This is a genomic window from Flavobacterium ajazii, from assembly GCF_010614725.1.
Taxonomy (GTDB): Bacteria; Bacteroidota; Bacteroidia; order Flavobacteriales; family Flavobacteriaceae; genus Flavobacterium; species Flavobacterium ajazii.
Genome location: NZ_JAAEHL010000001.1, coordinates 95915 through 117699 on the forward strand (window position 1 = coordinate 95915; position 21785 = coordinate 117699).

Below are 21785 nucleotides of genomic sequence, written 5' to 3' on the forward strand. Positions count from 1 at the left end.
TAATTGGTATTGTAAATTTAATGAATTAGTGATTGAAAAACAAAAACCATACCTTTCAGAAACACCTGTCAGCTAATAGACAAAAAAAAAAGTAATAAAACAGTTAAAAAAGGCTTAATTTATCAACTAAATGCTAAAAAAAAGTTGTTAATAAATCATTGAAATAACTGTAAGGAAATAGCTGAAAAAATTTCAAAAAAACGTATCTTGGCACGCTTTGAAACTAAAATATAATATTTAATATAACAACTTATGTCTGAAGGAGAAAAGTTAATTCCTATTAACATCGAAGATGAAATGAAATCAGCTTACATCGATTATTCGATGTCAGTAATCGTATCGAGAGCACTTCCGGATGTTAGAGATGGCTTGAAACCAGTGCATCGAAGAGTTCTTTACGGAATGTATGATTTAGGTGTAACTTCAAGATCTGCCCACAAAAAGTCTGCGAGAATTGTGGGGGAAGTTCTTGGTAAGTATCACCCGCATGGAGATACTTCTGTTTATGACGCAATGGTACGTATGGCTCAGGAATGGAGTATGCGATATTTATTAGTTGATGGTCAGGGTAACTTTGGTTCTGTAGATGGTGATAGTCCCGCGGCAATGCGTTATACTGAGGCCAGAATGAAAAAGATTTCAGAAGAAATTATGGCCGATATTGAAAAAGAGACAGTTGATTTTCAACTAAACTTTGACGATACTATATATGAACCAAAAGTAATGCCCACAAGAGTTCCGACTTTATTGGTAAACGGAGCAACAGGTATTGCAGTTGGTATGGCAACTAATATGCCGCCACACAATTTAACTGAAGTTATCAATGGTACTTTGGCGTATCTTGATAATAACGATATCGAAGTAGATGAGTTAATGACTCATATTAAAGCTCCTGATTTTCCAACAGGAGGTATAATATATGGATATGAAGGTGTTCGTGAAGCCTTTAAAACAGGTAGAGGACGTATCGTAATGCGTGCAAAAGTTGGTTTTGAAGAAGTTGACGGAAGAGAATGCATTATCGTTACTGAAATTCCATACCAGGTTAACAAAGCCGAAATGATTAAACGTACGGCTGATTTGGTTAACGAGAAAAAAATTGAAGGTATTGCCAATATCCGTGACGAATCGGATAGAAGCGGTATGCGTATCGTTTATATCTTAAAACGTGATGCTACTCCAAATGTAGTATTAAATACTTTATATAAATACACTCAGTTACAATCTTCTTTTAGTGTAAATAATATTGCATTGGTAAAAGGACGTCCTCAATTGTTGAATCTAAAAGATATGATTCACTACTTTATTGAGCACCGTCATGATGTAGTGGTAAGAAGAACGCAGTTTGAATTGCGTAAAGCAGAAGAAAGAGCTCATATTTTGGAAGGATTAATTATTGCTTCTGATAATATCGATGAAGTAATCGCGTTAATTAGAGGTTCTAAAAATACTGATGAGGCAAGAGAAAAATTAATCGAAAGATTTAAATTGTCTGATATTCAGGCTCGTGCTATTGTTGAGATGCGTTTGCGTCAATTGACAGGTCTGGAGCAGGATAAGTTAAGAGCTGAGTTTGAAGAATTAATGAAGTTGATTGAGCATTTGAAAGCTTTATTAGCCGATATTAATTTAAGAATTGATTTGATTAAAGAAGAGCTATCGGAAATTCGTGATAAATACGGAGATGACCGTCGCTCACAAATTGAGTATTCTGGAGGTGATGTAAGTATCGAAGACTTAATTGCTGACGAAAATGTAGTTATTACCATTTCCCATGCAGGTTACATCAAACGTACAAACTTGACGGAATATAAGACTCAAAATAGAGGAGGAGTTGGACAAAAAAGTGCAGGAACAAGAGACCAGGATTTTCTGGAGCATATGTTTGTTGCAACCAACCACCAATACATGATGTTCTTTACGCAGAAAGGAAAATGTTTCTGGATGCGTGTTTATGAAATTCCGGAAGGAAGCAAAACAGCAAAAGGTAGAGCAATTCAGAACCTGGTGAATATTGAGAGCGATGATAAAGTAAAAGCTTTCATTTGTACACAAGATTTAAAAGACAAAGATTATATTAATACGCATAACCTTGTAATGGTAACGAAACAAGGTCAGGTGAAGAAAACTTCTTTAGAGAAATATTCTAAACCACGTGTAAATGGTGTTGCGGCTATCACAATTAAAGAAGGTGATGAGCTAATGGGAGCTCAGTTAACAAATGGAGAAAGTCAAATTATCTTGGCCGTTAAATCTGGTAAATTGGTTCGTTTTGAAGAAACTAAAACACGTCCGATGGGAAGAACTGCTTCTGGGGTTCGTGGAATTACCTTAAAAGATGAGACCGATGAAGTGATTGGAATGGTGACGGTTGATAAAAATGATATTGCTGAATCTCAAATTTTAGTTGTTACTGAAAATGGATATGGAAAACGTACTAAATTAGTTGACGATGACGGAGAAGATGTGTACAGAATAACAAACCGTGGAGGTAAAGGTGTTAAAACTCTTAATATTACTGAGAAAACAGGAAAATTAATCTCAATAAATGCTGTTACAGATTCTGATGACTTAATGATTATCAATAAATCAGGATTAACAATTAGAATGGCTATTGAGGATTTACGTGTTATGGGACGTGCAACTCAGGGAGTAAGATTGATTAACTTAAAAGGAAAAGATTCTATCGCTGCTGTAACAACTGTAATGAAAGACGACGCTGAAGAAGTTGTTGTTGATGAAGACGGAAATGTTGTTGAATCTGCAATCGAAAGAGTTAAACCAGATATGGAAGTTCTTGAAGATGATGGGTCAGCAGAAGATGATGAAGATGATGATACGGATGCAGAACCGGAAGACGAAGATGATTCAGATGAAGATGAATCTGAAGAGTAAATATTAAATCACAAAATTTAAATTAAATATACAAATTGAATATTATGAAAAGTAAATATGTAATACTTGCATCAGCATTGTTGATTTCGGTAGCTACTTTTGCTCAGAAAGATCAGATAAAAAATGCTGAGAAGGCTTTAAAAGGTGGAGATGCTCAAGGAGCACTCGCACAATTAAAGGATGCTGAAAATCTTATTGTAAACGCAAAAGATACAGAGCAGGCTCAATATTATTTTATCCAGGGAAATGCTTATTTGGATCTTGCAAATAAAAAAGTTGAAGAAGGTAAAAATCTTTCTTTAGCAGCAGAGAGTTATAAAAAACTTATTGATATTGAAAAGGCTTCGGGAAAACAAAAATTCTCAACTCAGGCTGCAACATCAATTACAAATATTAAAGGTCAATTGATTAATTCTGCTATTGCAGATACTCAGACAAACAAATCAGCATCAGGAGCTAAAAAATTATATGATGCTTATTTATTAGATAAAAAAGACACCATCAATTTGTATTATGCTGCTTCTACATACGTTAATGCGCAGGATTATGATGCTGCTTTGCCAATGTATGAAGAATTGAAAAACATCAACTATTCTGGAAAAGGAACAAGTTACACTGCTGTAAATAAAATTTCTGGAAATGAGGATGGTTTTGCTAATGCAAAAGACAGGGATTTGGCTGTAAAATTAGGAACGCATGAAAAACCTAAAACAGAAACTATTCCTTCTAAAAGAGGTGAAATCTATAAAAATTATGCTCTTATTTTGCTTCAAAAAGGACGTAAAGAAGATGCAAAAAAAGCAATTGCTGATGCAAGAAAAACAAATCCGGATGACAGCTCTCTAATTATTTCTGAAGCTAATTTGTACTTAGAAACTAAAGATTATGAAACTTATAAAAAATTAGTTGGAGAAGCTTTACAAAAAGATCCAAATAATACAGAATTGCTTTTTAACCTTGGAGTACTTAGTGCAAATGCTAAAAATGAAGCCGATGCTGAAAAATATTATTTAAAAGTTATTGAAATTGATCCTAAGTATGCAAATGCTTACCTTAACCTGGCAGCGTTAAAATTAGAAGCAGAAAAGCCAATTATCGATGAAATGAATAAATTGGGTACTTCTGCAAAAGATATGAAACGTTATGATGTGCTTAAAGCTCAAAGAGAAAGTGTATTTAAAAGCGTAATTCCTTATCTTAAAAAAGCAAATGAATTAGATCCTAAAAATCAGGATGTTGCTAAAACATTATTAGGGGTGTATAAAGCGCTTGAAATGACTGCTGAAGCAAAAGCTTTAAAAGCTACAATGTAAGCTTAAAAAAATAAATGTAAAATTAAACCGTCTAAATTTAGACGGTTTTTTTGTTTGCAGAAGTTTGATTTAGTTTAAATTGAGTTCTGTTGCATTATAGTTAATTGGTATAAAATATAGTTTTGTTTTCCATTGTTAAATCTTAATTTGTGATAAATAAAATAATTGACTTTTATATAAAAAAAGACCATTATGGGATGATGGTCTCTTATGATATTTTCTCTTTTAGAGGAAAATTTAAATATAATTTATTTTCAGTGTCAGTATAATTTCCGGTAATGGTTACATTGCTGTTTTTGATTACTTTACCATAAATGGTAATTGAAGAATTGTTTCCAATAAAATTAATTTTCGCATCACTATTAAGTCTCAAATCTCCCCAAATTACAACTGATCCTTCAATTTGTAATAAAGCATTGTTATTAATAATAAGTTCTGTTGGATTTGACAGCTGGTATTTACCCTGAGCTAAACTTCCCGTCATGTTAAAAGTACTGCCGCTGTTAAGGGTTAAACCATTTTGAATGGATATTGACCCACAATGTGTTAAAACAGCTCCAGAATTTACTATTGTAGAATTAATAGCAGTAGATCCGGCATATGATTTAATCTCGTTTGAATTCAAAATCAAATCTTTGCCTTGGTTATAGATTCCGTATTGAGAGCAATTTGCAAACGTAGTATTTGGTTTTTCCATCTTAATGATTTTTAAACCGCCTTTTCCACTGGCTACATAAATATAATTCCCACTGGATTTTACATAGTTTGAAGATCCTGAAATTCCCAAGGTGCCTAATAAACTTAGCTGGTTTCCACTTTGATAAACATTAAGTCCTGCAGCACCATTTGCAACAAAAGCATACCCTTCATTTATAGAAACTGCATTAGTAACATTATCTTCTCCCGCTATAGCTATGTTTATAGTTTGTAATTTTGAACCGGTATTAATATCATAAACACCTAAGCCATTATATCCTTCAGAAACTAAAAGTTTTGTTCCGTCAATTTCCATTGTTCTTTTGGCTCCGCTTACATCTGTAGAGGTGCTAAAGTTCTTTTGCAAAGCCAGTGTTGATTGATTGTAAACATTTACTCCTTTTGTTCCACTTAACGTTATAACTTTGTCGCTACTTAATGCTACAGAGCGTAAATCTTCCTCAGCCACTTTTCCAGTTATTGCTTTAGTCGAAGTATTTAATTTGAATAAACTTCCATTGTCACCTGTCACGGCAAAATATGAAGAAGCATTTGCTGCAACATCCGTTGTTACCCTGCTTTCTAAATAGTTAATTTTATATTTATCTGTAAGTAAACCAGAATTCAGTTCCATGTTGATTACTATTGCAGGATTTACAAGCAATGGATCTGTATCTACATCTTTTGCAGCTCCAATAATTAGACTTCCATTAGAATAAGTAAGAGACGTAATATCAGTATCAGCAATTAAAGCCGAAGTAACTAATTTTGGTTTGTAAGGGTCTGAAACATCAATAACATCAATTGCACCTGAATAAATATCTCCTCTCATAATGTAAGATACATAAGCGTAATTTCCATTTACTGTAATATGACTTGCCTGTAAGGTTCTTCCATTTTTATCAACGGGCGGATTTATTTCTGCAATCTGTACCAAAGGAAGAGTTGTAGTAGCACTAGTGTTTGCTAGTTTTCCTGTAGGATTATTATTTTCTATAGAAATTACTCCAGAATTGGTATAATCAAGTCTTTGGTTCAAAGAATTTTGATCTGTAGTAATTGTAATGTTATTTATTGACTGATTATTATTTGTGGTTTCATCATTATTGTCACATCCTATTAAAAGGGATATAGCTAAAAATGAAAATAAATAAACACTCTTTTTCATAAAGTTTATTATTTAGTTTTAAAATTTGGTGCAAAAGTAAATTATTTCTGTAACATCATATGGGTAGTTTTGTTAAATTTTTTTAATAAAACTTACTGTTGTACAGTAATTTAGCTTTAATTGTATTTGGACGGATTTTTTCAACATTTTACCGAAAAATAAAAGAGAGTAACAAACTTTGATACTCTCTTTTGGTAAAATTTAATAACGTTTTATCTTCTTCCATGGCCATGATCATGATCATCATGTCTGTCATGTCTGTCATGTTTATCGTAGTGTTTATGATTTTTATGATTATCATGTCTGCGATCATTATAACCATAAACAGGTCTCGCTTTGTAAGGTCTTTGAGGCGCACCATGATATCCTTTGTAATATTTTGTTTTATGTCTGTCAAAATACACATATGGAGTTCTTCCGTGATAATCATTTAATACTACTTTATAACCTCCATACAAATCATAGTTTCTGTATTGTCTAGGTAAATGTCTTGATCTGACCCAGGTACTGCCTCCAAAATAGATAAATTGTGAAGCTCTTACATCATAATAACATTGAATGTCGGGTAAATAATAGTATTCCATTTCAGTGTATCCTACAGGTCCCCATACTGGTGGAGTTCCTATATTTACGTTAATAGATACTTGTGACTGAGCTGTATTTGCAATGATTAAAAATAATCCAACGATTGCGATTTTTATAGTTTTCATCTTTTAAAAAAATTTAATGTTAATCTTGTTTAGGAATATCCATATACTGTGCCAAAATAATATACCAAAACGATTTTCCTTCTAAAAAAGTACATTTTGAAAGTATAAAAATAGCTGTCATAGCCTAAATTTGTTGATAGTGAGAATGTTATTGTATTTTTTTTTAGTTTAAAAAAAAGAGCTATTTATATTCAACAATTCTCGGTTTTCCTAATTCAAACGACTGAAGGCCGATATCTGAAGTTTCCAGAGTATTTGTTTTAAAAATACTATCGCCCTGAAACGGAATAGTTGGATAATATGAAATGGAAAGTTGAAAAGCACTAAAAACAAGATAGTCATTGCTTATCAGTAAACCCAGGCTGAATTTTGAATAATATTTATTTTGAAGTAAACCAGAAGTACTGCTTCCTAACACAGCTATGGAGTAATTAAAATAAGGATTTAACCTAAAACCCAAAACTTCTTCAGGCGCATAAGTCTGGGTTTGCAGTGTTAGGACCATTTTGCTCTTTCCATAATGGGCGGCATTAAATCCCTGAAGTCCGTAATTTTCGTTTATTGTAAGCTGATCTCCTATTGAGTATTCTCTGTTTATTCCTATAACTATTTCGGGTTTGATGAATTGCCGCAATTTCCAGTCTCCAATTGTCAATAAACTGGTAAAATAATTAGCTTTGGCCGAAATAGAAGTTTGGTAAGTTTTACCCTGATGGAAAAAAGTACCAATTTCAAAGTTCGTACTCAGAAAGCCCCATTTATAATAATCTCCAAATGAAGCCTGAGCCCCAATATACGGCCTCCATATTTTATTTTTATACTGATATCCGGCTGTAATTCCGTAGATTCTTCCAATCGGTACGTCTTCGGTATATCCGTTTCTAAAAATATAATTATCTTTTACGAATTCCCTGGTATTTAATCCAAATCCCATTAATATTAGCTTTTCATCTGAAAAAAAGTTAATGGTATCAAATGCAATGCTTGGTTTTTCAGTATAATCCACATTTAAAAAGCGACCTGTCACAACAAAATTAGTTGTTCTTTCATTTTTGGGATTTTCACCACTAACATTAAAAGCTTTGCCCGCCCAAAAATCATGAGAATTGTATTTAAAAGGCTGGAATTCATATTTTAGAGTAGCATCTTGTAAAGTATCTCGTCTAAATTGCTGTCCTAAAAGAATTCCGCCTGCCCATTTTGCTAAAGGAGAATAAAAAGGGCGTTCTATGGAAATACTTTTGTTGTAATTATCATCTAGATCTCTGTAATATCTGAACTTTGTAGTGATAAAGGTATTTTTGATATTAGGAATCGTATATAAAGCGTCATGACCATTATGTCCGTCATCAAACCTATTGGTAAACTTGTATTCAAATTGCTGGCCTGTTCCTACAATATTACGGTCATTAAATCCAATGCCAACTCTTGAGCTTGATATTGAAAATTTCGGAATTAAACTCCAGGCATCCAAAACCCGAATCGTAACATCAACAGAATCATTACTGGCAGGAACCAATTCTTCGGTTATACTAACTTTATTTACAAATTTTTGCGACCTGATAATACGCTCGGTTTCTTTTATTTTATAACTGTCGTAAACTGAATTTTTTCTAAAAAGCAATAAATTCTGTATGGCAAATCTTTTAGTTTTAAGGTGTAGTTTGTTTCCTGTTCTTTCTCCCCAGTTTTTTGGAACCATTGTCGAATCAGTATCAGAGCGCCCGAAAGGATCTAAAGTTATAATTTTGATATTACGAATAATTTTACCGTCAACATCAGGAAGATGTTCTTTTTCGACTAAAGTTTCGTTTTTCTTTTTAATTTTAGAGGGCTTAAAAATTAGCTTATTTAGAAAAGTTGTGAATTTACTTTTTTCTGAAAGCTTCTTAATTTTCTGATATTTCTCTATACTATCTTTTTTAGTCTGTTTTTCTTGTGAAAATGCGCTTTGGGAAAAATTCCCAAGAAGGATAAAAAAGAAAACTATTTTGAGAAAGTTTCTATACATGCTAATAAAGTTAGCGTAAATTATTGGTGATTTTATAATTTAATAATATACTTAAGATTAAAAAACAATTTTAATTTTCAGTTTTTAATTTTCTAATACGCCATGAAAATTTTTTTGGCATGTGATTTCCCATTAGATAACCCCAAGGCTCTAATGGTTCAATTCTGTCAAAAATAATTTTTAAAATAGCTAAAAGCGGAATGGCCAGAAACATTCCGGCAATACCAGCCACTGAGCCTCCAAGAATTATACCTATTATTGAAACGAAAGCATTAATTTCTACATTTGAATTAATGATTAGAGGAACAAGAATATTGTTATCGATAAGCTGCACAATTATATTAACGATTAGAATGCTTAAGAAAATAGAAATTTCCGGTGTTGCCGTAAGTGAAGACAGAACAGTTAAAATACCTGCAATCATAATTCCGATATAAGGAATTAGATTTAAAATTCCGGTAATAAGTCCCAACAAAATAAAATACTTCACGCCTATAATCCATAGACCTAAGCCTGTCAGGATAGAAACAACAAACATTTCAAAAATTAATCCCAAGATATAATTGTTTATAGAAATTTTTACCTGTGTTATGATTTCTTTTAATTTAGCATGATTTTCATGACGAAACAATTTTGCAAGGAAAAGTATAAAGTGGGTTTTGTATAAAAGAAATAAAAAAGTAAAAACAACCACGAGCATACTATCAAATAAGACATCACTTAATGAACCAATTGCAGCTCCAATTGTTCCGGTACCATTTTGTACAGAATCATGGGTCACTTTTTCAATATATTTTTTTTGTTCCCAAATGCTGATTTGAAATTTTTCATTAATATAAGACTGAGCATTATTGAAAAAAGAAACTGCATTTTTTTTAATAATATCAAAGTCATCCGCAATATCATTTATCTGATAAGAAATGAATGTTAAAATTGTAGCAATACTTAATACAAAAATAACTACAGTTACAAATGAGGCGAGGTAGGTGGGAAAACGTAATTTTGTATACAAAAAAGTGTGTATTGGCAATAGTAAAACTGTAAATAAAAATGCCAGCATTACAGGTGTAATGATATTACTTCCAATATATATAATTACACTAATACAAATTAGAATTAATAAAATACAAGTTAACTTTGCATAGAAAGGTAATTTTATTGATTCATTCATTTCTTTTGAATTTTGATAACTAAGATTTGTTATACAAAATTGCTGTATAAATCAAATTATTTCGTTCTAATTTATTTTTATTAGTTTATAAAATTCCCATTAATCAAAGAACTCCTTTTCTTCATAAGTGGGAGGGATGATAGAAATTCCTTTTTGTAATAAAAGATTGTTCGGAAATATGATTTTCTCTCCTTCTTTTGTTCTCAGATTAACATGAAAAGCACTAATGTCTTCAATTTCTGCTTCAATAGGAAAATCTTTATCGTGTATTCTTATGGTGTCACCAATCCGGAAAGGGAAAGAAAAAAACAAAATCATTCCGGAAGTAATATTGCTTAGAATCGACCATTGGGCAAACATCGCAACACCAATTACAGTAGCAATTGATGAAACGGTTATAAAAATGTCCTTAGTATCAACACCCCAAATCACAATTAGGCATATAGTTACCAGAATATTCATTAAGATATGAATGTATTTGATAACCAGATTAGTACGATGTTCAAGTAAATGACTTGTACTGGCATATCTGCGTACTAATTGTGCAATAATAATTCGCAGTGCTACTAATACAATTAGGAGAATTATAGTCGTTAATATTTCCTGGCTATATTCTTTAAATGAAAACATAAAATAAATTTTACTCTAATGTACTCAAATATTCGTAAACTTTTGCAGTTGGAAGCCCAATAACATTAGTATATGAACCTTCGACCCTGGCAACAGCCATAAAACCAAACCATTCCTGAATGCCGTAAGCACCAGCTTTGTCATAAGGTTTATAGTTTTCAATATAATATAAGATAGCTTCGTCAGATAAATTATTGAAAGTTACTTTTGTGATATCGTTTAAAAGTGTAGAAGAAGAACTGGTCTTAAAACAAACAGATGTAATTACGTCATGTGTTGTGCCTGACATTGATTTTATCATTTCAAAAGCTTCTTCTGCGCTTTTGGGTTTGCCTAATGCTTTGTTATTGTGCCAGACAATAGTGTCGCTGGTTACTAAAATTTCATTTTCTTTTAGCTCTCCTTCAAAAGCATTTGCTTTTAACAGCGCTAAAAAATCGGTAATTTCTGAAGCTTTTAATTCAGGTGGATAGATTTCTTCAACATCTTTTAATCTGATTTCGAAATCTAAATCCAGATCTTTAAAAAACTGTTGTCTTCTCGGCGAACCCGAAGCAAGAATTAAGTTGTATTTTTTTAGTTTTTCTTTAAGCATTATAATGAATGTTTAAGGTAATAACCACAATTGATAAAATTCCGAAAAGTAAAATTAATTTTAATACACTGCTTAAATGATGAAATTCCTTTTGCGATTTGGCAGAAAAAACTTTTACTATAAAATAAAGAAGCGGTGCCAAAACTAAGGCAAATGAATACAAAGTTGCTATAAAAAGACTGTTTTCCAGAAAATATTTTTTAATGTAAAGCATTGATACAATAAAAGGAATAATGGAAATTATTGATACAATTTTTGCTGTTCTGCTAATTCCAATGGCAATAGGCAGTGTATTCATTCCCTGATTATAATCTCCGTTAACGTCTTCAATGTCTTTGACTATTTCACGGATAAAATTAATCATAAACGCAAATAAGGCATAATCAGTTAAAATAGAAAACATACTGGCCATTTGAGCTTTGTTTTCTGCTATTGTTGCCGGAAAAATATCAAAAACACCAATAATGAGAACACTCATTGCAAGCAATAAAGCTACTACAAAGTTCCCTAAAATCATGATTTGCTTTAAGGTTGTGGAATAAAAATAAAGCAAAGAAGCCATCAGTATAAAAATAGTTGCAAATCCTGGTCTTTCTATAACATTTGAAATGTAAAAACCAATCGCAACGCCAGTAATATTTAAGGCTATATAAATGTTATAACCTGACGTTTCTGAAATGCTTTTGCCAATTATAACATCTTGAGGTTTATTAATAATATCAGTTTCGGTATCAAAAACGTTATTAATTACATATCCGGCAGCTGCCAGTAAAACAGTGCTTAAAACTAATAAAGCATATTGCCAGTCTGACAAGGCCAAAGGAATGTTTTGTCCTTTTAAAAATGCATAACGAAATAAAAGCTGCATAAAGGCAAGCATTAAAAGGTTTTGATAGCGAATGAGTTTTAGGTATTTCATCTTTAAGATCCTTGGGGCTGAAATGAGATTTTTAATTGAAAATGTGTTTTTTAGAATGAGATGCTTAGCTGATAACCAATAATTTTAATCATGTTTTCCATTAAAGTATTCCATCCATTTTCCCTGTACTTTCATAACCTGTTCGATAACGTCACGAACAGCACCTCTTCCGCCTTTTACGTGCGAAACATAGCGGCAAATGTTCTTAATTTCCGGACTAGCATCTTGAGGGCAAGTTGGTAAACCTACCAGTTTCATAACGTGAAAATCAGGAATATCATCACCCATGTACAACACATTTTCAGGTTTTATATTGTGAATATTGGTGTATTCTTTAAAAGTTTCTACTTTATCAGGAGATCCTAAATGTATGTCGTTTATACCTAAATTGCGCAATCTTATGCGAACACCTTCATTGCTTCCGCCGGAAATAATGCAAACGTTAAAACCGCTTTCTATCGCAGCTTTCATAGCGTAACCATCTCTAATATTCATTGTACGAAGCATTTCTCCTTCGTTGGTTACAAAAACCGAGCTGTCTGTAAGTACGCCATCAACATCAAAAACAAAAGTTGTGATGTCATTCATTATTTCTTTAAAGTGTTTTGCCATTATTTTGTATAGATTGTGTTAAGAGTTTGTAGATATTTTTTTGATTTTCGTCTGTTAAGTAATTGAGATGCGCTTCAATAGTTATCGAATCATTACGTTTTGCCGGACCTGTTTGTGCCTCAACAGGAGTAAGTGTTTTTATTTTTTCTGCAGTTTCGAAAATAAGAGGTTTTAAAATTTCGAAAGGAACATTATGTTCTTCGCAAATTTTTTGCCCCATCTGATACAAATGATTTGTAAAATTGTTCACAAAAACAGCCGAAACATGCAGCGCTTTTCTTTGCTCTGAACTAATTGGAAAAACTACGTTTGAAATACTTTTGGCAATAGTTTCCAAAATATGATAATCGGCTTCATTTTCAGCTTCCAGACAAATCGGTATTATCGAAAAATCAACTGGTTTTGCTTTAGAAAAAGTCTGTAACGGATAAAAAACACCTTTCCGGTTTTTTGAATCTAAAAAATCAATTGAAGACGTTCCTGATGTGTGTACTACTAATTGATTTTCAAAAGGTAATTGTTTTGAAATTTCAGAAATCGCATCGTCTGTTATCGAAATAATATATAGATCGGCTTTCTTTAAATCTGACAAATCAGTTACAATTTTATCAGAATCAACGAGGTGTGTCAGTGATTCTTTTTTTCTTGAAAATACTTGTACAATTTCTGCCTTCTCACTTTTTGAGAAAGCCTTTATCAAATGCTGCGCGACATTTCCGGAACCAATTATACATATTTGAATCATATCGCAAAATTAGTATTATTTTTTAAAGTGATAGCTTCAGGTTTTACAGATTAAAATCATTTTATATCTAAATTGTCGTAAAAAGTGCACAATAAGTTCAGAATTTATAGATTATCAAATATTGTAGGATAACATTGAGAATTCAATCTAAATGGATGTCATTTTTTGTTTTAATTAACAAAAGACAAATAATAGAACTCAACATTTTTAAGTACTTTTGTGCCACTTTTATACACAGTAATTCCTTCGAAATGGATAAAAAAATATTCTCTTTTTTGTTTTCTACAAGATTAATGGCCGTTCTTTTTTTAGCATTTGCACTTGCAATGGGTATAGGAACTTTTATCGAAAGTAAGTACAATACAGACACTGCCCGTATTTTAATTTATAACACCTGGTGGTTCGAGGCAATAATGGTGTTTTTCCTGATAAACTTCTTCGGAAATATTAAACGCTATCAATTATTGAAAAAAGAAAAATGGGCAACTTTATTACTTCATATTGCCTTTATTTTTATTCTTTTAGGAGCATTCATTACACGATACATCAGTTATGAAGGAGTGATGCCAATTCGTGAAGGTGCTGCTGAAAATCAAATTTTTTCAGATAAAACATTCTTAACTGTTTTTGCAGATGGAGAATATAAGGGAGAAATGAAACGCAGAACTTTTGATAAAAGCCTTTTATTTTCGCCTGTTACCAATAATGATTTTACTCTTTCAGGTAAATTTGATGAAACTCCTTTTGAAGTAACTTATGTAAATTACATAATGGGAGCGAAGGAAATTATAAAACCAGATCCCAAAGGGACTTTATACATTAAATTAGTCGAAGCTGGAGCCGGTGGACGTGAAGAACATTTTCTGAAAGAAGGAGAAGTTCAAAATATCCACAATGTTTTATTTGCTTTGAATAAACCAACGGATGGTGCTATCAATATCAATACTACTGGCGAAAAATACACGATTCAGACGCCATTTGAGGGTGAGTTTATGCGAATGGCTGACAAACTTCAGGGAAAAGTAACCAAAGACAATGTACAGCCTTTGATGATGCGTTCTTTATACAGTATTGGTGATATCCGAATTGTATTCCCGGATCCTGCAATAAGAGGAGTTGTGGATTATGAATCGAATAATGATTATAAAGCCAAATCTCATAAAGATGCATTAATTGTGAAAGTTAAGGCTGATGGTCAGGAAAAAGAAATAAGACTATTTGGTTCTAAAGGAAGTGTAGGAGAGCCGCAAACGGTTAAAATTGGAAAAATTGAGTACAGTTTATTTTACGGAAGTAAGGCCTATATTACACCGTTCAAAATTAAATTGAACGACTTTATTGCTACAAAATATCCGGGAACTGAGAAAAGTTATTCGGCTTTTGAAAGTAAAGTTACCGTTCAGGATTCAGCAGAAACTTTTGATGCCAGAATTTACATGAACCATGTATTGGATCATAAAGGATATAGATTTTTCCAGTCATCGTTTGATCCTGACGAAAAAGGAACGGTATTATCTGTAAATCATGATTTCTGGGGAACATCCATAACTTATTTAGGATACTTTATGTTATTCTTTGGTATGCTGGCAATTTTATTTACCAAAGATTCCCGTTTTACAGATTTGAAACGTAAACTTGATAAAGTGAAAGAGAAAAAAGCAAAACTAATTACTATTTTAGTTTTAATGTTAAGTTTTAACGGTTTTGCGCAAGAACCTCATGTTCATACACCGGGACATAATCACACTCATACAGATGATCCAAATGATCATGCCAATCATGTAACACGTCCGCCAAGCCAAAAGCAAATAGATTCATTATTAACGATTTTCAAAGCTCCGGAATCTCATGCGGCTAAATTTGGTCGTTTGATCATTCAGGATGCCGGGGGAAGAATGAAGCCTATTAATACTTTCTCCTCTGAATTATTGCGAAAAGTAAGCCAGAGTGATACGTATAACGGAATGAATTCTGACCAGGTCTTTTTGTCGATGACGCAATACGCTCAGGTTTGGATTCAGGTACCACTTATTCATTTGAGATCAGGAAACGATAGTATCAGAAAAATTATTGGGGTAGAGAAAGACGTTAAAAAAGCACCTTTTGTAAAGTTTTTTGATGAAAACGGAAACTACAAATTGTCTCCATATTTAGATGCAGCCTATAAAGCAGCAAATCCAAATCAGTTTGAAAAAGATTTTATTGAAACCGATAAAAGAGTTAACCTGATGGAATCTGCTTTAAGCGGAAGTATTTTGAAAATATTCCCGGTTCCGAATGATCCAAATAATAAATGGATTTCATATCTCGAATTGGAACACGCAGGGTTAAAAGGAATGGAGGCAACTTATACAAAGCAGATTTTACCTTTATATTTCAGAGCTTTAAACGATGGTTCTATTTCTAAAGATTTTAAAACTGCTGATGATTTAGTAGAAAGTATTAATGGTTTTCAAAAGAAATTTGGTGTTAAAGTACGCCCAAGTGAAGAAAAAATTGATGCCGAAATCGCATACAATAAATACGATGTTTTCAAAAAACTACCGTTTTGGTATCTTGGAGCATCCATTTTGATGTTGATTTTTACGATTGTAAATATCTTTTTTGAGAAAAAATGGCTTCGTATTACCATAAATGGTTTTCATATCATTATCGGAATTTTATTTGGATTGCATACTTTAGGGTTAATTGCCCGCTGGTATATTTCAGGACATGCCCCATGGAGTAATGCTTACGAATCAATTGTCTATGTAGCTTGGGCTACAATGTTCTTTGGATTGGCTTTTGACAGAAAATCAAAACTTACCGTTGCATCCTCTGCTTTTGTGACAGCGATGATTTTAGCTGCAGCCTATATGAACTGGATCGATCCTGAAATCGCCAATTTACAGCCTGTTCTTAATTCATACTGGTTGATGATTCACGTAGCAGTAATTGTAGCAAGTTATGGGCCATTTGCACTCGGAATGATTTTAGGTTTTGTGTCATTGGTGTTGATTTTCTTTACCAATGCAAAAAACAAAGCTAAAATGGACCTGAATATTAAGGAGATTACATACATCAACGAAATGGCATTAACTATTGGTTTGATTATGTTGACAATAGGAAACTTCCTTGGAGGACAATGGGCTAATGAAAGCTGGGGACGTTACTGGGGTTGGGATCCAAAAGAAACCTGGGCATTGATCTCAATTATGGTATATGCTTTTATAATTCACGCTCGTTTTGTACCTGCTCTACGTGGAAAATGGACATTCAACTTAATGAGTATGTTTGGTTTTGTATCGATTTTGTTTACTTATTATGGTGTGAATTTTCACTTGGTAGGTTTGCATTCTTATGCAAGCGGTGAGGCAAAATCTCTGGATTGGATATATTATTCACTAATTACGATTTCAGTAATAGGAGCGATAACATATCCGAAATACCAAAAATATTATAAGAAGCAAGTGAAAAAAAATAATTAGAAGAGAGGGTTCATCTGAAAAGTTGAACCTTTTTTTTGAATTAATTTTTGAATAAAATAGATTGTAGGACATGAGGAGCTTGTTCCTGCTGTTCACTATATCTTTTGTGGTGAACCCCACCACAAAAGGATGCCATTCCCATCAGGGCTAGGGCTTTAGTTTTCATAATGACAAACATGTGTCAGGCTGAGCGGAGTCGAAGCCCTTTTTTAGTTAAAACTTTTGACTAAACTTTAGATTTGTTTTTAATAAACGATTAAATCATTTTTAGACATAAAAAAAGGATAGCATTAATACTATCCTTTTCAATAACTAATAAAAAGTCATTATTTTTTTATGATTTCTTCTAAAACAGCTTTGTTTTCGTAGTTGGTTACTTTTAGGATAATTTCCTGATTTTTGACTGTTTTTCCTTCAATAACATATAGTTTTCCTTTTTTGTAAGGAACATTGCTTTGGTCGAAATCTACATCACCAAATTGCAGTGTATTTTTTATATCAGCTGTGTCAATCCATTTTTCGTTCAGCGTTTGAATTGCTTTTTCAGAATATTGAAAAGGTTTTGTTCTTAAATTATTCAAAACCCTGGCATTCGGAAAGTAATTACAGCGGGTGTCTTTTCCACTAAATACAAGGGCTACAAAAAAGCATCCCATAACTAAACCTACTAAATAATAAGCAAAACGATGTACGAATTTCATGAATTAAATTTTTTGCAAAGGTACGCTAAAGTTGCTTTAGAAAACAAGTAAATTAATGTCGTTATCAGGTAAATCAAACCATTCGCCAATCGCTTTGTTGGTTAAAATTCCATGATAAAGATAAATTCCGTTTTTTAAGCCTTTATTGCATCTGATAGCACTTTCCAAACCACCATCTTCGGCTATTTGATGCAGGTAAGGGGTTAGGATATTGCTTATAGAAAGTGAAGCGGTTTTAGAATAACGTGAAGGAATGTTTGGGACACAATAGTGTAAAACATTATTTTTTATAAAAGTAGGTTTTTCGTGAGTGGTTACTTCAGAACTTTCAAAACAGCCACCGGTATCAATGCTCACATCGACAATCACGGCACCTTTTTTCATGTGTTCAACCATAGTTTCTGTTACCACAATTGGGCAACGTTCTTTTCCACGCATGGCACCAATCGCAACATCACAACGTCTTAAAGCTTTCAATAATGCTTTTTGCTGAATAGTTGAAGTAAAAATACGTTGGCTAAGATTATTCTGTAAACGACGAAGCTTGGTAATCGAGTTGTCAAATACTTTAACGTTTGCACCTAAACCAATTGCAGTTTTAGCAGCAAATTCGCCAACTGTTCCTGCACCCAGTATTACAACTTCTGTCGGAGGAACGCCAGTAATATTGCCAAACAATAGTCCTTTTCCAAATTCGTCTGTAATCATCAGTTCGGCAGCAATAAGAATCGAAGCTGTACCAGCAATTTCACTTAATGATTTTACCGCAGGATAGGATCCGTCTTCGTCTTTAATATATTCGAAAGCCAGAGCTGTGATTTTTTTCTGGGCCAGTGCTTCAAAATAAGCTTTCTTTTTGGTTTTTAACTGAATAGCGGATATTATAGTCGTTTCCGGATTAATCATCTCAATTTCAGCCAAAGTAGGTGGTTCAACCTTTAATAATAGCGGACAGCCGAAAACTCTTTTAGTGTCTTTAGTAACTTCTGCTCCTGCATCACTGTATTCCTTGTCAGTATAACTAGAACTTTCTCCTGCCCCTGATTCAATCATAACGCGGTGACCTTCATAAGTCAGAGAGTTTACTGCGTCGGGAGTCAGACAAATACGACGTTCCTGATAGCTTGTTTCTTTTGGGATCCCTATGAAAAGCTCTCTTTTAAATCGGCCAATTTCAAGTTTTTCTTCTTGTGGCAACAATTGCTGTTTCGTAAATGGAGTTAGGGTTATTGACATGGGGTGTGAAATAATTAAGAGTACAAATTACGTAAAAAGTTTTAAAATCAATGTAAAAATTCTGCTAATACTGTGGTATATTTTTGCAGAGATTTAATAATACAGATTAAAGAGGCTCAGGTGTTTATGTTAAATCTAATTTTCTTTTCCCATCTGCTAATAACTCAATCGTAATTGTGGAGGTTTCGTCAGGAAGTAAACTTACTATTTTCTCCGACCATTCTATAAAACACCAGTTTCCGGAATATAAATAATCATCAACCCCCATATCCAGCGCTTCAGTCTCTTTGTTTAGACGATAAAAGTCAAAATGATAAACAGTTTGATTGTTAGAAGTATGATATTCATTAACTAAAGAAAAAGTAGGACTGCTAGTAGCGTCTTCAACTCCTAAAACTTTGCATAACTGTTTTATTAAAGTAGTTTTTCCCACACCCATTTCTCCGTTAAAAAGAATGATTTTTTTTGGTTTCTGGGTAATAATTTGTTCAGCTGTTTCCTGAATCTGATCTAATGAAAAAATGATATTCATTGGTTTGTATTTCTTTAATTTGAATCAGTCCCGGAATTAGAAAACCGGGACTGAAAATGTTCTTATTTTGGGTTAAACACCAAAAACGGAATAATCATTTCTTCAAGTGAAATTCCGCCATGCTGATAGGTATTTTTGTAATAACTTACATAATGATTGTAATTGTTTACGTACGCTAAAAACAGATCGTTTTTTGCAAAAATAAACGAGCTGCTCATGTTTATTGCTGGTAGACCAATAGTTTTGGGCTCTTTTACGACATACACATCTTTTTGTTCGTAGGTTAAACTACGGCCTGTTTTATAGCGTAAATTAAGACTTGTGTTCTTGTCTCCAACCACTTTCGACGGGTTTTTTACATTTATGGTGCCGTGATCTGTAGTCAGTATTAATTTGAAACCTAAAAGCTGTGCCTGTTGGATGATTTCCAGTAATGGAGAGTTTTTAAACCAGCTTAAAGTTAGGGAGCGATAAGCTTTGTCGTCTGAAGCAAGTTCTTTTACAACTTCCATTTCGGTTTTGGCATGCGACAGCATATCAACAAAATTATAAACGACAGTTACCAAATCATTGCCTTTTAAAGCTTTGAAATTTTCAGCCAGTTTCTTTCCGCCGGAATAATTGGTAATTTTGAAATAATCCTCCTTAATATTCAGACCTAAACGTTTCAATTGAGCACTAAGGAATTCGGCTTCGTAAAGGTTTTTTCCTCCATCTTCTACATCATTTTTCCAATATTCAGGAAACTGTTTTTCCATTTCGACTGGCAGTAAGCCTGAGAAAATGGCGTTTCTTGCATATTGTGTAGCTGTTGGAAGGATGGAGAAATAAGGAACTTCTTTCTCTAATTTATAATAATTGGATACTACAGTTTCAAAAGATTTCCATTGATCATAACGCAGATTATCAATAACTACAAATAAAATAGGTTTGTCTTTCTTTTTGATTTCAGGAACGACCAGCTCTTTGAATAAATTGTGAGACTGAATTGGTTTGTCTGCTTTAGGAGCAAACCAGTCTTCGTAATTTCGTTCGATATATTTACCAAACTGCGAGTTAGCTTCAACTTTTTGTGATTCCAGAATTTCAATCATAGCCTGATCATTGATGTTTTCAAGCTCTAATTCCCAGAATAAAAGTTTTTTGTATAATTCAACCCAGTCTTCATAAGAATTTACCATGGCTAGTTCCATAGCAATTTTTCTGAATTCTTTCTGGTAGTCTAAAGTAGTTTTTTCAGAAATTAATCTTGAATGATCCAGGTTTTTCTTTAGACTTAGAAGAATTTGATTTGGATTTACCGGTTTTATCAGGTAATCGGCAATCTTAGATCCGATTGCTTCTTCCATGATATATTCTTCCTCACTTTTGGTAATCATAATCATTGGAATAGCAGACTTTTTTTCTTTCATTTCCGAAAGCGTTTCCAGACCGCTCATTCCCGGCATGTTTTCATCTAAAAAAACGATGTCAAAATTTTCTTCTTCAAAAAGACCTATAGCGTCCAGACCGTTATTAGATGTCGTTACTGAATAGTTTTTTTTCTCCAGAAATAATATATGAGGTTTTAAAAGATCGATTTCATCATCAACCCAAAGTATTTTTATCTTATCCATAATTATAATTGACTTTAATTTTACTGCAATTTAAAAGTATAGAACTTAAAAAGTATTAAAAATAGTATAAAGTTAAATGATCAGTTGTAATTATTTTAGTTAAGAAATAGAAAAATTATCCGTGAATGGTTTCGCCTTTTCCGTAATTTGTAATGATAGATTCTTCAAAAGCAAGCCATTCTCTCCAGCGTTTTTCGACGTCAATTCCGATTCCGTATTTACGTGCGTAGGTAATGAAAGTAGTGTAGTGTCCGGCTTCGCTTTCCATTAATTCTCTGTAAAAAACAGCCAGTTCTTCATCCTGGATATTTTCAGAAAGCACTTTAAAACGTTCGCAGCTTCTTGCTTCAATCATTGCTGAAAATAATAATCTTTCAACAAGACCGGAAACACGGCTTCCGTCTCCGCTTTTCTTCATATACTGATATAATTCATTGACATAATCATCTTTACGCTCTCGTCCTAATTTTAATCCTCTTTTGATGATAATATTATGAACCTGTTCGAAATGATCAATTTCTTCTTTGACTAAAGTCAGCAAATCCTGTACTAAATCCTGATGTTCCGGATTGTTTGTGATGATGGTAATAGCGTTTGTAGCAGCTTTTTGTTCACACCACGCATGATCGGTCAGGATTTCTTCTATGTTTTTCTCAACAATATTCACCCATCTTGGGTCAGTTGGTAATTGTAATCTTAATACGCCCATTTTTATTTTTTGTTTCAGATTTATTTTGTTTGAAGTTTCAAGTTTGCTGTTCTAAACGA

The 21785-nt window shown here is 32.9% G+C and carries 17 protein-coding genes; 3 read left to right on the forward strand and 14 right to left on the reverse strand.

Translation table 11 applies throughout. The features are described 5' to 3' along the window. The first annotated feature begins 252 nt into the window (after positions 1-252). Both gyrA and GWR14_RS00330 read left to right on the forward strand, forming a co-directional pair. Positions 253-2895 carry a DNA gyrase subunit A gene (gyrA, locus tag GWR14_RS00325; RefSeq protein WP_163406956.1) on the forward strand — a complete coding sequence of 881 codons (2643 nt, stop codon included), beginning with the start codon at positions 253-255 and terminating at the stop codon, positions 2893-2895. Between the two features lie 44 nt (positions 2896-2939). Then, the gene (locus GWR14_RS00330; RefSeq protein WP_163406957.1) at positions 2940-4208 is read left to right on the forward strand and encodes a tetratricopeptide repeat protein; all 1269 of its coding nucleotides are present in this window, start codon (positions 2940-2942) and stop codon (positions 4206-4208) included. Positions 4209-4416: 208 nt separating this feature from the next. Here GWR14_RS00330 and GWR14_RS00335 read toward each other — a convergent pair whose 3' ends face one another. From GWR14_RS00335 to GWR14_RS00375, 9 genes are all read right to left on the reverse strand, one after another. After that, a complete protein-coding gene (locus GWR14_RS00335; RefSeq protein ID WP_163406958.1) occupies positions 4417-6072 on the reverse strand; it encodes an LVIVD repeat-containing protein in 1656 nt (551 codons plus the stop codon). A 212-nt stretch (positions 6073-6284) separates the two neighbouring features. Beyond that, complete coding sequence (locus GWR14_RS00340; RefSeq protein ID WP_163406959.1) at positions 6285-6782, reverse strand: hypothetical protein; 498 nt, start codon at positions 6780-6782, stop codon at positions 6285-6287. Positions 6783-6963: 181 nt separating this feature from the next. Next, positions 6964-8793 carry a BamA/TamA family outer membrane protein gene (locus GWR14_RS00345; RefSeq protein WP_163406960.1) on the reverse strand — a complete coding sequence of 610 codons (1830 nt, stop codon included), beginning with the start codon at positions 8791-8793 and terminating at the stop codon, positions 6964-6966. 70 nt (positions 8794-8863) lie between these two features. Continuing rightward, positions 8864-9964 (reverse strand): AI-2E family transporter, encoded by a 1101-nt coding sequence (locus GWR14_RS00350; protein ID WP_163406961.1) that lies wholly within the window; start codon positions 9962-9964, stop codon positions 8864-8866. 99 nt (positions 9965-10063) lie between these two features. Beyond that, positions 10064-10594 carry a mechanosensitive ion channel domain-containing protein gene (locus GWR14_RS00355; RefSeq protein ID WP_163406962.1) on the reverse strand — a complete coding sequence of 177 codons (531 nt, stop codon included), beginning with the start codon at positions 10592-10594 and terminating at the stop codon, positions 10064-10066. 10 nt (positions 10595-10604) lie between these two features. Continuing rightward, positions 10605-11189, reverse strand: coding sequence for a Maf-like protein (locus GWR14_RS00360; RefSeq protein ID WP_163406963.1), 585 nt, complete (start codon positions 11187-11189; stop codon positions 10605-10607). Next, positions 11182-12108, reverse strand: a complete 927-nt coding sequence (locus GWR14_RS00365; protein WP_163406964.1) for a geranylgeranylglycerol-phosphate geranylgeranyltransferase — start codon at positions 12106-12108, stop codon at positions 11182-11184. Before GWR14_RS00365 ends, GWR14_RS00360 begins: the two co-directional genes overlap by 8 nt. 84 nt (positions 12109-12192) lie before the next feature. Beyond that, positions 12193-12720, reverse strand: a complete 528-nt coding sequence (locus GWR14_RS00370) for a KdsC family phosphatase (RefSeq protein ID WP_163406965.1) — start codon at positions 12718-12720, stop codon at positions 12193-12195. Beyond that, complete coding sequence (locus tag GWR14_RS00375; protein WP_163406966.1) at positions 12704-13465, reverse strand: Rossmann-like and DUF2520 domain-containing protein; 762 nt, start codon at positions 13463-13465, stop codon at positions 12704-12706. Before GWR14_RS00375 ends, GWR14_RS00370 begins: the two co-directional genes overlap by 17 nt. 251 nt (positions 13466-13716) lie before the next feature. Here GWR14_RS00375 and ccsA point away from each other — a divergent pair, with 251 nt between their 5' ends. Beyond that, a complete protein-coding gene (gene ccsA / locus GWR14_RS00380; RefSeq protein WP_163406967.1) occupies positions 13717-16932 on the forward strand; it encodes a cytochrome c biogenesis protein CcsA in 3216 nt (1071 codons plus the stop codon). Between the two features lie 326 nt (positions 16933-17258). Here ccsA and GWR14_RS00385 read toward each other — a convergent pair whose 3' ends face one another. The 5 genes from GWR14_RS00385 to miaE form a co-directional block, all read right to left on the reverse strand. Continuing rightward, on the reverse strand, positions 17259-17633 hold the full coding sequence (locus GWR14_RS00385; protein ID WP_163406968.1) for a DUF4258 domain-containing protein: 375 nt from the start codon (positions 17631-17633) through the stop codon (positions 17259-17261). A 36-nt stretch (positions 17634-17669) separates the two neighbouring features. Next, positions 17670-18869, reverse strand: a complete 1200-nt coding sequence (locus GWR14_RS00390) for an alanine dehydrogenase (protein WP_163406969.1) — start codon at positions 18867-18869, stop codon at positions 17670-17672. A 124-nt stretch (positions 18870-18993) separates the two neighbouring features. Beyond that, the gene (tsaE, locus tag GWR14_RS00395; RefSeq protein WP_163406970.1) at positions 18994-19401 is read right to left on the reverse strand and encodes a tRNA (adenosine(37)-N6)-threonylcarbamoyltransferase complex ATPase subunit type 1 TsaE; all 408 of its coding nucleotides are present in this window, start codon (positions 19399-19401) and stop codon (positions 18994-18996) included. Positions 19402-19463: 62 nt separating this feature from the next. After that, entirely contained in the window at positions 19464-21017 is a 1554-nt protein-coding gene (gene porX / locus GWR14_RS00400) for a T9SS response regulator signal transducer PorX (protein ID WP_163406971.1), read from the reverse strand. Between the two features lie 115 nt (positions 21018-21132). Further along, a complete protein-coding gene (gene miaE / locus GWR14_RS00405) occupies positions 21133-21726 on the reverse strand; it encodes a tRNA-(ms[2]io[6]A)-hydroxylase (protein ID WP_163406972.1) in 594 nt (197 codons plus the stop codon). Between the last annotated feature and the right edge of the window lie 59 nt (positions 21727-21785).

Excerpts from the sequence above, each read along its gene's own strand:
- GWR14_RS00355 (WP_163406962.1), bottom strand. The coding sequence starts at position 10,594 with ATGTTTTCATTTAAAGAATATAGCCAGGAAATATTAACGACTATAATT.
- GWR14_RS00390 (WP_163406969.1), bottom strand. The coding sequence starts at position 18,869 with ATGTCAATAACCCTAACTCCATTTACGAAACAGCAATTGTTGCCACAA.
- GWR14_RS00375 (WP_163406966.1), bottom strand. The coding sequence starts at position 13,465 with ATGATTCAAATATGTATAATTGGTTCCGGAAATGTCGCGCAGCATTTG.
- GWR14_RS00360 (WP_163406963.1), bottom strand. The coding sequence starts at position 11,189 with ATGCTTAAAGAAAAACTAAAAAAATACAACTTAATTCTTGCTTCGGGT.
- GWR14_RS00335 (WP_163406958.1), bottom strand. The coding sequence starts at position 6,072 with ATGAAAAAGAGTGTTTATTTATTTTCATTTTTAGCTATATCCCTTTTA.
- ccsA (WP_163406967.1), top strand. The coding sequence starts at position 13,717 with ATGGATAAAAAAATATTCTCTTTTTTGTTTTCTACAAGATTAATGGCC.
- miaE (WP_163406972.1), bottom strand. The coding sequence starts at position 21,726 with ATGGGCGTATTAAGATTACAATTACCAACTGACCCAAGATGGGTGAAT.
- tsaE (WP_163406970.1), bottom strand. The coding sequence starts at position 19,401 with ATGAATATCATTTTTTCATTAGATCAGATTCAGGAAACAGCTGAACAA.
- GWR14_RS00345 (WP_163406960.1), bottom strand. The coding sequence starts at position 8,793 with ATGTATAGAAACTTTCTCAAAATAGTTTTCTTTTTTATCCTTCTTGGG.
- porX (WP_163406971.1), bottom strand. The coding sequence starts at position 21,017 with ATGGATAAGATAAAAATACTTTGGGTTGATGATGAAATCGATCTTTTA.
- gyrA (WP_163406956.1), top strand. The coding sequence starts at position 253 with ATGTCTGAAGGAGAAAAGTTAATTCCTATTAACATCGAAGATGAAATG.
- GWR14_RS00330 (WP_163406957.1), top strand. The coding sequence starts at position 2,940 with ATGAAAAGTAAATATGTAATACTTGCATCAGCATTGTTGATTTCGGTA.
- GWR14_RS00385 (WP_163406968.1), bottom strand. The coding sequence starts at position 17,633 with ATGAAATTCGTACATCGTTTTGCTTATTATTTAGTAGGTTTAGTTATG.
- GWR14_RS00340 (WP_163406959.1), bottom strand. The coding sequence starts at position 6,782 with ATGAAAACTATAAAAATCGCAATCGTTGGATTATTTTTAATCATTGCA.
- GWR14_RS00370 (WP_163406965.1), bottom strand. The coding sequence starts at position 12,720 with ATGGCAAAACACTTTAAAGAAATAATGAATGACATCACAACTTTTGTT.
- GWR14_RS00365 (WP_163406964.1), bottom strand. The coding sequence starts at position 12,108 with ATGAAATACCTAAAACTCATTCGCTATCAAAACCTTTTAATGCTTGCC.
- GWR14_RS00350 (WP_163406961.1), bottom strand. The coding sequence starts at position 9,964 with ATGAATGAATCAATAAAATTACCTTTCTATGCAAAGTTAACTTGTATT.